Source organism: Porphyrobacter sp. MBR-155 (genome assembly GCF_040547625.1).
GTDB lineage: Bacteria > Pseudomonadota > Alphaproteobacteria > Sphingomonadales > Sphingomonadaceae > Erythrobacter.
The window spans coordinates 216,587-229,914 of the sequence record NZ_JBEPQB010000002.1; the positions used below are offsets into that span (position 1 = coordinate 216,587).

The 13,328-nt window shown below is 62.4% G+C and carries 12 protein-coding genes; 9 read left to right on the forward strand and 3 right to left on the reverse strand.

The genetic code is table 11. The features are described from left to right. Nucleotides 1-82 precede the first annotated feature (82 nt). The 5 genes from ABIE62_RS02840 to ABIE62_RS02860 all read left to right on the forward strand — a co-directional run bounded on the left by ABIE62_RS02840 (nt 83) and on the right by ABIE62_RS02860 (nt 4,654). Complete coding sequence (locus ABIE62_RS02840; RefSeq protein WP_354323594.1) at nt 83-1,246, forward strand: deoxyguanosinetriphosphate triphosphohydrolase; 1,164 nt, start codon at nt 83-85, stop codon at nt 1,244-1,246. Then, nucleotides 1,239-1,955: an NAD(P)H-binding protein gene (locus ABIE62_RS02845; RefSeq protein ID WP_354323383.1), complete on the forward strand. Its 717-nt coding sequence runs from the start codon at nt 1,239-1,241 to the stop codon at nt 1,953-1,955. Before ABIE62_RS02840 ends, ABIE62_RS02845 begins: the two co-directional genes overlap by 8 nt. Further along, nucleotides 1,952-2,404, forward strand: coding sequence for an ABA4-like family protein (locus ABIE62_RS02850; protein WP_354323384.1), 453 nt, complete (start codon nt 1,952-1,954; stop codon nt 2,402-2,404). Before ABIE62_RS02845 ends, ABIE62_RS02850 begins: the two co-directional genes overlap by 4 nt. A gap of 82 nt (nt 2,405-2,486) precedes the next feature. Continuing rightward, the gene (locus ABIE62_RS02855) at nt 2,487-4,049 is read left to right on the forward strand and encodes a long-chain-fatty-acid--CoA ligase (protein ID WP_354323386.1); all 1,563 of its coding nucleotides are present in this window, start codon (nt 2,487-2,489) and stop codon (nt 4,047-4,049) included. Further along, the gene (locus ABIE62_RS02860; protein ID WP_354323387.1) at nt 4,046-4,654 is read left to right on the forward strand and encodes a DUF938 domain-containing protein; all 609 of its coding nucleotides are present in this window, start codon (nt 4,046-4,048) and stop codon (nt 4,652-4,654) included. The genes ABIE62_RS02855 and ABIE62_RS02860 overlap by 4 nt, the downstream gene beginning before the upstream one ends. 141 nt (nt 4,655-4,795) lie before the next feature. Here the strand turns inward: ABIE62_RS02860 and ABIE62_RS02865 are convergent, their stop codons facing one another. Beyond that, entirely contained in the window at nt 4,796-4,927 is a 132-nt protein-coding gene (locus ABIE62_RS02865) for an entericidin A/B family lipoprotein (protein WP_354323389.1), read from the reverse strand. A gap of 47 nt (nt 4,928-4,974) precedes the next feature. Then, nucleotides 4,975-5,901 (reverse strand): DMT family transporter, encoded by a 927-nt coding sequence (locus tag ABIE62_RS02870; protein WP_354323391.1) that lies wholly within the window; start codon nt 5,899-5,901, stop codon nt 4,975-4,977. Nucleotides 5,902-5,966: 65 nt separating this feature from the next. Here ABIE62_RS02870 and ABIE62_RS02875 point away from each other — a divergent pair, with 65 nt between their 5' ends. Beyond that, nucleotides 5,967-6,209, forward strand: coding sequence for a hypothetical protein (locus ABIE62_RS02875; RefSeq protein ID WP_354323393.1), 243 nt, complete (start codon nt 5,967-5,969; stop codon nt 6,207-6,209). 171 nt (nt 6,210-6,380) lie between these two features. Here the strand turns inward: ABIE62_RS02875 and ABIE62_RS02880 are convergent, their stop codons facing one another. Then, nucleotides 6,381-7,919 carry a TadA family conjugal transfer-associated ATPase gene (locus ABIE62_RS02880; protein ID WP_354323395.1) on the reverse strand — a complete coding sequence of 513 codons (1,539 nt, stop codon included), beginning with the start codon at nt 7,917-7,919 and terminating at the stop codon, nt 6,381-6,383. A gap of 180 nt (nt 7,920-8,099) precedes the next feature. On the opposite strand from ABIE62_RS02880, the gene ABIE62_RS02885 reads away from it, so the two are divergent. The 3 genes from ABIE62_RS02885 to ABIE62_RS02895 all read left to right on the forward strand — a co-directional run bounded on the left by ABIE62_RS02885 (nt 8,100) and on the right by ABIE62_RS02895 (nt 13,326). Beyond that, the gene (locus ABIE62_RS02885; protein WP_354323397.1) at nt 8,100-8,990 is read left to right on the forward strand and encodes a DMT family transporter; all 891 of its coding nucleotides are present in this window, start codon (nt 8,100-8,102) and stop codon (nt 8,988-8,990) included. Nucleotides 8,991-9,059: 69 nt separating this feature from the next. Further along, entirely contained in the window at nt 9,060-10,895 is a 1,836-nt protein-coding gene (glmS, locus tag ABIE62_RS02890) for a glutamine--fructose-6-phosphate transaminase (isomerizing) (RefSeq protein WP_354323399.1), read from the forward strand. Nucleotides 10,896-11,001: 106 nt separating this feature from the next. Then, nucleotides 11,002-13,326: a putative bifunctional diguanylate cyclase/phosphodiesterase gene (locus ABIE62_RS02895; protein WP_354323596.1), complete on the forward strand. Its 2,325-nt coding sequence runs from the start codon at nt 11,002-11,004 to the stop codon at nt 13,324-13,326. The last annotated feature ends 2 nt before the right edge of the window (nt 13,327-13,328 follow it).

Consider the following 13,328-nt stretch of genomic DNA (forward strand, 5'->3'; position numbering starts at 1 on the left):
CGGCCATTTGCACCTTTGTGGCAGGTTCCCTTCCTGTTCCGGTTGAGAAGCGGGGCTGGCTGGCCTATTCGACAAAGCCGTGATGTCCCGCGCCCCCTATGCTGCTGATCCTGATGCCCATGGCGGGCGTGAATGGCGCGGCGGCGCGGCGGGCGAACAGCGCGGCCCGCGCAGCCAATTCCAGCGCGACCGTGATCGCATCATCCATTCGATGAGCTTTCGCCGCCTCAAATCCAAGACGCAGGTGTTCATCGCCCCCGATGGCGATCATTACCGCACCCGCCTGACCCACAGTCTTGAAGTCGCGCAGATTGGCCGGGTAATTGCCCGCGCGCTGGGGCTGGACGAGGATCTGACCGAGGCCCTGTGCCTGGCGCATGATGTGGGGCACCCGCCGTTCGGCCATGCAGGCGAAGCCGCCTTGTCCGAGGCGATGGAGCGGTACGGGGGGTTCTGCCACAATGCGCAGACGCTGCGCACGGTAATGCGGATCGAATCTCCCTATCCCCAACATGACGGGCTGAACCTGACGTGGGATCTGCTCGAAGGGCTGGCCAAGCATAACGGCCCTGTAACAGCCCCGAACTGGGCGCTGGCTGAACTGGATGCAGCTTTTCCGTTGATGCTTGGCACCTGGCCATCACTGGAAGCGCAGGTCGCAGCGGTGGCGGACGATATCGCCTATGATAATCACGATATCGATGATGGGCTGCGCGCGGGATTTTTGGCGCTGGATGATCTGCTGACGCTCGATTTCCTCGCAGACCAATGGCGGGTGGTCGAAAAACGCTTTCCCCACGCCCCGAAAGACCGTCTGCTGCGCGAGATGATCCGCGATCAGATCGGCTTGATGGTAAAGGACGTGATCGAGCATACCCGCGCGCAGGTGCATGGCATCGGATCGGTTGCCGAAGTGCGCAATGCCGGGCGGCAGCTGGCCGGGTTCTCGCCCGAAATGACGTCACGCGAACGGCGGCTTAAGACGTTCATGTATGACCGGCTGTATTTTCACCCCGAACAGATTGCTGCGGCAGAACGCGCGCGCGATGTCGTCGCCCGGCTGTTCGCCGCCTATTCGCAGGATGCGAAGTTGATGCCGTCTGATTGGCATGAACGCCTGCCCGCACACGAACCCCAACGCAGCCGGATGATCGCCGATTTCATCGCCGGGATGAGCGACCGGTTCGCGATGCAGGCCTGCGCCGCGATTTATGGCGCACAGCCGGCCGGGCTTATCAATGTCTGAGGCGCGCAGCCCGGTGCGGATTGCGCTGGTGGGGGCGACGGGCCTTGTCGGACGCCATGTGATCGACGTTGCCAGCGCCGGGGATGAAGCGCGGATTGTCGGCATTGCCCGGCGCGAGGCTCCGCTGCCGTCGGGCGCGCGGATGGAAATGTTCGTTGCGCAGCCAGCCAAGTGGGGCGAGGTATTAGAGGCGGTGCGCCCGCGGGCGTTGATCTGCGCGCTGGGCACCACCTGGAAAAAGGCCGGGCGCGACGAAGCGGCGTTTCGCAGCGTGGATCATGATCTGGTGCTGGCGACGGCTGAGGCCGCCAAGCGTGCGGGCGTGCCCAACATGGTGCTGGTGAGCGCGGCGGGGGCCGATGCGCGCGGCAAGAGCGTCTATTTCCGGGTCAAGGGCGAAACCGAGAATGCGGTATCGCGGATCGGCTTCAAACGGCTGGATATTCTGCGCCCGGGGCTGCTGCGCGGTGAGCGCAGTAATGACCGGCGTGTCGGCGAAAGGCTCGGCATCCTTGCCGCGCCGCTGATCGATCCGCTGCTGTCAGGATCGTGGGAACGGTTCCGGTCGATTGACGCCGCATTGGTGGCAGAGGCCGCGTTGGGCCTCGCCATGCGCCGGGCAGGCGGGCGCTTTACCCATGATAATGACGCGATCCGCCGCGCCGCACGCGAATGGCGGCGGATAGGCGAAATGGAGTCAGCAGCATGATCGACTGGGGCCTTGTTTTCAACGCGGTGAACATCATCGCGGCGGTGGGTTGGGCCGCGCTGATCCTGCTGCCGCGCTGGCCTGCGCTGTTGTCGGCGGCGCTGTATCTGGGGGTGGGGCTGCTGTGCCTGATCTATGCCACCGGACTGATCGGGGTGTTGACCGGGGTGATCCCCAATCCCGATGGCGGCGGCGCGGATTTCACCACCATTGCCGGGGTGCGCGCGATTTTTGCAAGCGATGCCGGGGTTGTGATCGGCTGGACGCATTACCTCGCGTTTGATCTGTTCGTGGGGGTTTGGATCGTGCGCGATGCCGATGCCAAGGGCCTGTCGCGCTGGGTGCAGGCCCCGATCCTGCTGGCGACCTTTATCGCCGGGCCGCTGGGTCTGCTGGTCTGGTTGCTGGTGCGAGAACCGGCGGCGCGCCGTCAGGGGCGGTTCCGTTAGGGCCAGACCCAATCGCTGCTGGACCGCTTCACCCAACTTCGCCTAACCTTTGCCCAAACAGCTTTTGGGAGAGAGCACGATTATGGCGAACAACGCTTATCACGATCATTCGACCTTTGATGCGATCCTGAACTTCTGGGCGAAGGAGCGTCCCGATGGGACTGCTTTCGATCAGGACGGGCGGATAACTTCATATGCCGAGGCTGACCGGTTGACACGGCAGTTGATCGCGCTGTTGCAATCGCGCGATATTGCCAAGGGTGACCGGATCGCGTGGCTGGGCAAGAACCGCGATACCTATTTCCTGCTCTATATCGCGGCGGCGCGGATGGGGGCGGTGATGGTGCCGATCGGCTGGCGGCTGGCCCCTCGTGAAATCGCCTATATCCTGTCGGATACCGAGGCCAAGCTGCTGTTTGCCGATGCCGAATTTGTGGACGCGGCCCATGCCGCCGCCGCCGATGTTTCGGCCAATCCCGAAGTGATCGAGGGTGAAGCGGCGCGTTTGGCGGCGAGCGGGTTTGAACCGGCGGATTACACTCCGCCAGCGCCGAATGATCCGGTGTTGCAGCTTTATACTTCGGGAACGACCGGCAATCCCAAGGGAGCAATGCTGTCAAACGCCAACCTGCTGGGCCTGCGCAATCCAGCGCTGGCTGCCGGTTTGGAATGGCAATTTTACGAACCGACCGACTGTATGCTGGTCGCCATGCCATGCGCGCATATTGGCGGGACGGGGCTGGTCAACATCGCTGTCGCCAACGGGGTGCGCAGTCTGGTGCAGGCGGAATTCACCCCGGTCGGCGTGCTCGATGCGATCGAAGCAGGGGCGACCCACATGTTCATCGTGCCGGCAGCCTTGCAGATGGTGGTGCAGCACCCGCGCGCAGCCACCACCGATTTCAGCGGCTTCAAATATCTGATGTATGGCGCTGCGCCGATGCCGCTGGAATTGCTGAAGGAAGCGGTGGGTACCATGCCCACCACCCGGTTCCTGCAAGCTTACGGCATGACCGAAACCAGCGGCACGATTTCGATCCTGCCGCCCGATGATCACAGCCTTGAAGGCAACCAGCGGATGCGTTCTGCGGGCAAGGCCTGTCCCGGAGTGGAGATTGAAGTGCGCGGGCCTGACAATGCCGAAGTCCCGCGCGGCGAGATTGGCGAGGTTTGCGTTCGCTCACCTTCAAACACCGCCGGATACTGGAACCTGCCCGAAGCCACCGCCAAAACCATCGACCCCGATGGCTGGCTCCACACCGGCGATGCGGCGGTGATGGACGATGATGGCTATGTCTATATTCAGGACCGCATCAAGGACATGATCATCTCCGGCGGTGAAAACGTCTACCCCGCCGAGGTTGAAAGCGCGATCTACGGCCACCCCGCCATTGCCGAGGTCGCGGTGATCGGCGTGCCGAGCGCGCGCTGGGGTGAGGAGGTCAAGGCCTGCGTCGTCGCCAAGCCGGGGCATGAAATTGACGCAGCCGACGTGATCGCCTGGGCGCGTGAACGTATCGCGGCGTTCAAGGCGCCCAAAAGCGTCGACGTGATCCCGTTGATGCCGCGCAACGCCAGCGGCAAGATCCTGCGGCGCGAACTGCGCGCACCCTATTGGGAAGGGCAGGAGCGGCAGGTTTCGTGAGTGTGAAACAGCACGCCCCCGCAGCCCTGCGCAACCGCGAACCGATTGCCAAGGTGCTGGCGCAGGAGCTGCCTGCGCCGGGCACGGTGCTGGAAATCGCCAGCGGCACGGGCGAACACGCGGTGTTCTTTGCCGAACGCTTCCCCGCGCTGCATTGGCAGCCGACTGACCCATCGGCAGCGGCGCTGGCGTCGATCGCGGCCTATCGTGCAGACTACGCGGGGGATAATCTCGCAGCGCCGATCATGCTGGATGCGGCGGCTCCCGCAACCTGGCCGGTCAGCGCCGCAGACGCCCTTGTGTGCATCAACATGGTCCACATCAGCGTGTGGGAAGCGACAATCGGATTGTTCAGCGGCGGCGCGCAAGTGCTTGGGCCCGAGGCTCCCGTAATCCTCTATGGGCCGTATTTGGAAGACGCGGTGGAGACAGCGGCATCCAATCTGGCCTTCGATCAATCGCTAAAAGCGCGAAACCCGGCATGGGGGCTGCGCAATATCGCAGATGTTGATCGGGTGGCTGCGGAACACGGATTTGCCAGATCAAACCGCCGCGCCATGCCGGCCAATAACCTCACACTGGTTTACCGGAAAAAACCGGCATAGCGCCTGTTGGCTTCGATTGCCGGGTGGGGCAGGCAAGTCCGGAGTGGCGATGAACGCGGATTGGCAGGCAATCCACCCCTCCACGCCACGCGAACCCTTGCCTCGGGAGCCTGAAAGCCGACCTTCGCGACAATATCGCGTTTAATCGATCGCGCGTTCGCCCGCGCGGCCGACCGACTGGATATCCTCACCTGCGCCCTTCACCGTGTTGCAGGCACTGGCGGTCAGCGTGATGGCGGCGAGTGCGGCGGCGATGATGGTCTTGCGAATCATGTTTCGGTTTCCTTCTGTTTCGCGCTATAGCGCACAAAGATTATTACTTATTCCTGACTCGCCGCAGATGCGACACGCCTTGCCTTGGCAAGCTGACGTTCGCGCCACGCGATCAGCAGCCCCGCCCCGATAATCAACGGCGCGCCCAGCCACAGACTGGCGGGCGCGGCGCGGTCAAACACGGTATAGCCGTAAAAACTCGCCCATAGTAGCGCGGTATAATCCATCAGCAGAATAACCGCCGCCGATCCGAACCGCAACGAGGTGGTCAGCAGGATCTGCGCCAACACCCCCATCAACGCCATCGCCAGAATTATCCCCCAGGTTGCCGCATCGTGCGGGCCGATCACGAACGGCAGGCCAATTGCCGCGACCGGGATGCTGAGTGTGGCGAACCAGAATACGATGCTCCACGGGTTTTCGGTTTTGTTGAGATCCTGAATCTGGAAACTGATGAGTGACACCATCAATGGCGCCATCAGGCCAACGGCGATTCCGGCAAGCGTCACCCCCTCAGCCAATCCGCCGCCGCCCGGCTGCATCGCCACGATGACCCCGACAAACCCCATTGCCACCGCTGCCCAGCGGTAGCGGCCGATCTTTTCGCGGAACAATACCATCGCAATCAGCACGGCAAACACCGGCGCGGTAAAGCTGAGCGTGGTCGCCTCGGCCAGTGGCAGCAGCAGCACCGCGCCATAGGTAAAGATCATCCCGAACAATCCGGTGGCCGATCGCGCTGTGTGGGCGCGCAAACGGTCCGTCTTCAGTAGCGCCAGGCGGCCCGCCAGCGTCAGCCCTGCGCCCAGCAGCACTGCGGCGAGCACCTGCCGCCAGAATATCAGCTCGATCAGATGCACGCCGCGCTCTCCGGCGAGCTTCACCAGCATCGCCATCGTCGCCAGCGCAGCCGCTGCGAGCAGCCGGATTCCAAGCGCCAGCAGCGGGCGGGGGCGAGCGATCGAGCCATCCATCGCCTCCGCGCTTGGCCGAGCCGCAGGGATTGCGCAAGCGCGCCCGCGCCCCATATGCGTGAGCCATGAATATAATCGCCCAATTCGAGCTGCTGAGCGATGCTGGACAGCTCGCCATTATCGGCGGGTTGTTCTGGGTGTTTGCAGGCTTTGCTGCGGTGATGGAGCGGCGGCGGAGCAAGCGCCGTGATGTGGGGCGTCTGGAACAGGTCGGCTGGGTACCGTGGACGGGATTGTTCGTCGGAGCGGCGATGATCGGCGGCGGGTGCCTTGCGATGAGCCTGCCGGTGGTGATCGGGCGTCTTTGATTTTCGCACGCCCCTCCGGGCGCGCGATATCCTCGCTTATGCGACCTGAAGGTCGCAACGCTGCCGACGGCCGGTTGGGCTGCCCCGCCTGCCTTAAAGGCAGGCCTCCAAAACGAACCCGCAGGGTTCGCAAGGCCGAACGATCCGGGCCGGACGGCCCGGATCGGCGTGTCAGAGACACGCCTCCAAATAAGCCTGATCGAACCCGAATTGCCGCGCTTTTTCCAAGGTGTAGGGGCGCAGGCCGGACGCACGAAATTCGCCGAGGATCTTCCCGTCATCGGTCTCGTCAAGATATTCGAACTTGAACAATTCCTGCGTCACGATCACGTCGCCTTCCATCCCGATCACTTCGGTGATGTTGGTGGTGCGGCGCGAACCGTCGCGCAGACGCTTGACCTGCACGATCAGATCGACGGATTCGGCGATCTGGCGGCTGATCGCTTCCTTGGGGATCTTGATGTCGCCCATAAGGATCATGTTTTCCATACGGCCAAGGCATTCGCGCGGGCTATTGGCGTGGAGCGTACACATTGAACCGTCGTGACCGGTGTTCATCGCCGCGAGGAGATCGAAACACTCCGCGCCGCGGATTTCGCCGAGGATGATGCGGTCAGGGCGCATACGCAACGCGTTCTTAACAAGGTCGCCAATGGTGATCGCGCCTTGCCCTTCGAGGTTGGGCGGGCGGGTTTCCAGCGGTAGCCAGTGCGGCTGTTGCAGACGAAGTTCGGCCGCATCTTCGATCGTCAGCACGCGCTCGCCCGGATCGATCATCTTCGACAAGGCGTTAAGCATAGTGGTTTTACCCGAACCCGTGCCGCCCGAGATGACCACATTCATCCGGCACGCACCGGCAATTTTCAGCGCGGTGCACATCTTGTCCGACATCGAACCGAAATCGCGCAGCATATCCAGCGTGATCGGCTTTTCGGAAAACTTACGAATCGAGATCGCGGTTCCGCGCAGCGAAAGCGGCGGCACGATAACGTTGACGCGGCTGCCGTCTTTCAGGCGGGCGTCAGCGAGCGGGGTGGTCTGGTCGACGCGGCGGCCGACCTGGTTCACGATCCGCTGGGCGATCTGGAACAGGTGCTGTTCATCACGGAACCGGATCGGGGCGAGCACGAGCTTGCCCTTCTTTTCGATGTAGGTCTGATCCGGGCCGTTGACCATGATATCGGAAATATCCGGATCATTGAGCAATTCTTCGAGCGGGCCGAAACCGAGCAATTCGTCGATCAGCACCTTTTCCAACGCGAATTGTTCGCGCCGGTTCAGTGTGACCTTCAGTTCGGCCAGCACTTCCATGATGATCGGGCGGAATTCTTCGGAGAGTTCCTCCTTGGAAAGCGTCGCCGCTGCTTCCGGGTCGACGCGTTCGAGCAGGCGCGGCAGCACCTGTTCCTTGATCTTGTGGACGCTTGCTTCAAACCCGCCGACTTCGGAATTGCCGTCGTTGACCGAGGTCATGCGCTCGTTCAGGCGGTCCATCGCTTCGGCGGTGGTGGCCGGACGGCTTGGGTTGGGCGACTGGGCGGGCGCGGGGCTGGCACCGCCGCCTTCGCCCGGAATGGGAGGGAATTGCTCGCCGCCGCGCGGCGCCGCACTGGAGCCGCCAGAGCCCTTCATCGGGCGCGCCACACCAAAGGCAGGCCGTCCGCCGGGCGTTACTCCGCCCACATTGCCCTTTTTGCCGAATGCGCTCATTCTCAGCCCCCAAGGCTCGCTAATATTACGTGTCTCTCGCCTCGATCATGCGAAAGCGGCGTCTCGAAGCATGGTGAATAAAACGGAAAGGTTGTTTTTTCCCTAAGGATGCGCGCTTGAGTTTGAACGGTCACGGTGAGCGCTTGCCATTCCGCCGCCGCCGCCGCAAAGGCGCAGCCCATGAATGATAACCAACGCAGCGGGCTGATTTATGCCGTGGCCGGATTCGCGACCCTTTCGGTCGGCGATGCGGTGGTCAAATCGATGGCCGGAGCGTGGCCTGCCTTTGCAGTGGCGGCGCTGCGGTTTACCTTTGGCGCGGTGGGACTATCGCTGTTGCTGCTCCGCACTGAAGGGCCGCGCGCCTTCATCCCGACCCACCCGTGGTTGCAGGCGGCGCGCGGACTTTGCCTGTCGGTCGCCACGGTCAGCTTCTTTTCCGCAATCTATCTGATGCCGCTGGCCGAGGCGATGGCGATCAGCTTTCTCTCGCCGGTTCTGACCCAGCTTTTGGCGGGGGTGTTGCTGCGTGAAACAGTGCATCGCCGCGTGTGGTTTGCGTCACTGGCGGCGTTTGCGGGCGTGGTGATCGTGCTGCGCCCGAACCTGGCTGAACTGGGCGTGGCGGCGCTGTTGCCATTGAATTCGGCGCTGTTTTTCGCGCTTTTGATGATCGCCAATCGGGCCAGCGCAGGGCAGGGCAGTGCATTGTCGATGCAGGTGTTTGTGGCAGGCGTATGCGCGCCGATCCTGATAATCGGGGCGGCGGCGGCCAAGTTTTCGGGCGTTCCGGCGTTCGATTTTGGCTGGCCGACATGGGATATCGTGCTGCGCTGCGCGTTTGTTGCCGTCACGGCCAGCACCGCGCACTGGCTTGCCTATATCGGCGCATCAAGGGCGGGCGCAGCGGCGATTGCACCGGCGATCTATGTCCAGATTCTGGTGGCAATTACGCTTGGGTGGTGGTGGTTTGGCGACCGGCCCGACCTTGCGACACTGAGCGGGGCGGCGCTGATCGTCGGTTCGGGGTTATATTTGTGGCAAGCCGGAAAATCGCCTCGGGGCGCATGATCAGCGGACTTGCTGTTAAAGCACGAGCGGTTAGAGCGTAACGCAGCAAATATCGGGGACTTTCAGGCAATGTGCGGCATTATCGGGATCGTGGGAAAGGCAGCCGTTGCTGACCGGCTGGTTGATGGCCTCAAGCGGATGGAATATCGCGGCTATGACAGCGCGGGGATCTGCACGCTGCACGATGGCGCGCTGGTGCGCCGCCGTGCGGAAGGGCGGCTGGCCAATCTGGTCACGGTGCTGGCAGGCGATCCTGCGCCCGGCAATGTCGGCATTGCCCACACCCGCTGGGCTACCCACGGCGCGCCCAATGCCACCAACGCCCACCCGCACGCCACCGGCGAAGTCGCGATCGTCCACAATGGCATCATCGAAAATTTCAAGGAGCTGCGCGCCGAACTCGCGGCCAATGGCCGGGTGTTCGAAAGCGAGACCGATAGCGAGGTGGTCGCTCACCTAATTTCTGCCGAGATTGAGCGCGGGGCCGATCCGCAAGAGGCGGTGCGCGAAGTGTTGCCGCGCCTGCGCGGCGCGTTTGCGCTGGCGATTGCGTTCCGTTCGCATCCCGATCTGCTGATCGGCGCGCGGCTCGGTTCGCCGCTGGTGCTGGGCTATGGCCCCGAAGGCGCGGAAGCGGAGATGTATCTCGGCTCGGACGCGCTGGCGCTAGCCCCGCTAACCCAGCGCATCACCTATCTTGAAGAAGGCGACTGGGTGGTGCTGCGGCGTGAGGCTGCGCAAATCTACGATCTGGAGAACAATCCCGTCACCCGCGAAATCCGCGCATCGGGCGCATCGGCGGCGGCGGTGGAGAAGGGCAATTACCGCCACTTCATGCAGAAAGAGATTTACGAGCAGCCCACGGTGGTGGCGCAAACGCTCGCTTCCTATCTGCGCCGTTCGGACAATTCAGTGGCGCTGCCGCAGATCGATTTCGACCTGTCGAGCATCCGCCGCCTCACCATCGTTGCTTGCGGCACATCGTTTTACGCCGGGATGGTGGCGAAATACTGGTTCGAACAATTCGCCCGCGTGCCGGTCGATATCGATGTGGCGAGCGAGTTCCGCTATCGCCAGCCGGTGTTGGAGGAAGGCGGCCTCGCGCTGTTTATCTCGCAGAGCGGGGAAACCGCCGACACGCTTGCCGCGCTGCGTCATTGCAAGGCTGCCGGGCAGACCATCGCGGTGGTGGTCAACGTGCCGACCAGCACCATGGCGCGCGAGGCTGATCTGCTGTTGCCGACCCATGCCGGGCCGGAAATCGGGGTGGCTTCGACCAAGGCGTTTACCTGTCAGCTTGCCGTGCTGGCCGCGCTGGCGGCGCATATGGCGGTGAGGAAGGGGCGCTTGTCCCGCGACGAAGAAGCCGAGATCGTTCGCCACCTGCTTGAAGCCCCCGCTGCGCTCAACGCCGCGCTCGATCATGATGATGACATTGCATCAATGGCGCACCTGATCGCTCCGGCGCGGGACGTGCTCTATCTGGGGCGCGGGCAGGATTATCCACTGGCGCTGGAAGGCGCGCTGAAATTGAAGGAAATCAGCTATATCCACGCTGAAGGTTATGCCGCAGGCGAGATGAAGCATGGGCCGATCGCGCTGATCGACGATGCCGTGCCGGTGGTGGTGATCGCGCCATCGGGCCCGCTGTTCGAAAAGACCGTGTCGAACATGGAAGAAGTGCGCGCGCGCGGCGGGCAGGTGGTGCTGATTTCCGACGCGCAAGGCCTTGAAGCGGCGGGTGAGGGCTGCATCGCGACCATCGAAATGCCGGTGGTCCACCCGCTGATCGCGCCGCTGGTCTATGCCATTCCGGTGCAATTGCTGGCTTATCACGTCGCCGTGGTCAAAGGCACCGATGTCGATCAGCCGCGCAACCTCGCCAAATCGGTGACGGTCGAGTAAACGTCGCCCTCACCTTAATCATTAAGTTCCATCAGGCTTTACCGCACTCTAACCTTTGATGGTTATGGGCGGGGCTGTGATCGAACCTTCCCCATCTTCTGCCCCGATGCATCCGGCGCAAATGCCGATTTCGACCGTGCTCGGCCTGTCGGACAAGGGCGATGTGGATTGGGCGCGTCTGCGCGGTCTGCAATATTCGGCGCTGGCAAAGCTGGCCTTCTACCGGATCATTGCCCAAGGGGTGCTCGCCCTGTTCGTGTTCCAGATTTATGGGCGATCGGTTGGTGCGCTGAGCCTGTGCATCTGGATGATGATGCTCGCGGCGGTTCATTTCCGTGGATACAAGATCGATCTGACACTGGTCGACACCCAAAAGCGGCGGATTACCCGCTCCGAATTGTCGCGTCAGGCGACCACGCCGATCATGTCGGGTTTGCTCTGGGCGGTCGCTATGGTGGTCTTTCCGTTCTTCGGTTCCGAAGGCGACCGGATGGCGATGCTGATGGTGATCGCATTGATGATGGCGGTATCGGTGTTTTTCTACACCGCCGCGCCGATTGGTATCGTTGGCTTTATCGCGATTGTCGGCTTGGGGGCGGTGCTCCACCTCGGGATGGCCGGATACTGGCTGGCGATGGTGGCGGTGCTGTTGTTCACGGTGGCGGCAATCCTTGGCACCGTAGAGGTGGGCCGGACCTACCTTACCGCGCGCGTGGCCGAGGCGATGGTGGCTGAAAAGGAAGAAGTCGTTTCGCTGCTGCTGCGCGAGTTCGAAGAGAACGAGGCTGACTGGCTGTGGGAAATCGACCCCGCCAGGCGTCTGCGCTCGGTCAGTCCGCGCTTCGCCTTTGCCTTGGGTCGGCCGCAGGCTGATATCGAAGGGCGACCGTTGCTGGAAATGATCGCGGGCAACAAGTGGCAAAGCGGCCAGTTTCCTGCCAGCCTGCACGATCTTGCCGAACACCTGAAGAATCGCCAATATTTCTCGAATCTTATCGTTCAGGTTTCGATTATGGGCGAAGAGCGGTGGTGGGAACTTTCCGGCACGCCGATGCGTAACGAACATGGCCACTTCACCGGCTTTCGCGGGGTTGGCTCTGATGTGACCGAGCAGCGCAATTCGTCCGAGAAGATCGCCTATCTTGCGCGCTATGACACGCTGACGCAGCTCCCTAACCGCTTGCAACTGACCGAGGCGTTGGCCGAGGCACTGCGTTATTCCGATCAGTGGCGTTCGCGCTGCGCGCTACTGATGATCGACCTTGACCGGTTCAAGGCAGTCAATGATTCACTTGGCCACCTCATTGGCGACAAACTGCTGGCTCAGGTGTCCGCGCGGCTGCAATCGCTGATGAGCGAAAACGAGATGTGCGGGCGGCTGGGCGGTGATGAATTCGCAGTGGTGGTGCGCGATATCGCGGCTTCCGGCAATGCGCGCGACCTTGCCCGCCGTGTGATCGACAGGCTTAGCGAACCCTACCAGGTTGACCATCACACGCTTTATATTGGCGCCAGCATCGGTTCGGCTGAAGGGCCGCGCGATGGCCGCAGCGTCGAAGACCTGATGCGTAATGCTGACCTTGCGCTTTATCGTGCAAAGGACGTGGGTGGCGGTGAGCATTGCGGCTTCGAACCGATATTCCATGCGTCTGCGGAGGAACGCCGCCAATTGGAGGCTTCGCTGCGCGGCGCACTGGGCGGCAACGAACTGGAACTGCATTATCAACCCGTCGTCGACGCCCGCAGCGAAGGCATTGTGAGTTTCGAGGCGTTGGTGCGTTGGAACAGCGCCGATCACGGATTTGTCAGCCCAGGAAAATTTATCCCGCTGGCCGAAGACACCCGCCTGATCCTGCCGATCGGCAAATGGGTGATGCGCAAGGCCTGCGAAGAGGCGCGCAGCTGGCCCGATCATATCAAGGTCAATGTCAACGTTTCGCCTGAGCAGTTGCTGGAGCCCGGTTTCCACGCCGAGGTGGTCGAGGCGCTGGCGGCGAGCGGTCTCAGGCCCGAGCGGCTCGAGGTTGAAGTGACCGAGAGCATTTTCCTGCGCGATGCCAGCGTTGCGCGTAATGCGCTTGAACAGGTGATGGCGCTGGGCTGTTCGGTGGCGCTCGACGATTTCGGGACTGGCTATTCCTCGCTCGGCTACCTGCGCAAGTTGCGGTTTTCGACGATCAAGGTTGACCGGACATTTGTTCAAGGTGCAGCGCAGGGAAGCGCCGAAAGTCTGGCGATCATCAACGCCGTGGTGGCCATGGCGCGGAGCCTTGACATGACGACCACTGCCGAAGGGGTGGAGACTGCCGAAGAAGCGGAATTGATCCGCAACCTTGGTTGCGACAAGATTCAGGGATATTACTTCGGACGTCCCATGGCAGCCAATGACGCGCGCAAGTTGTTCGACCTCGCCCGCGCCGAACGCGCCTGAAA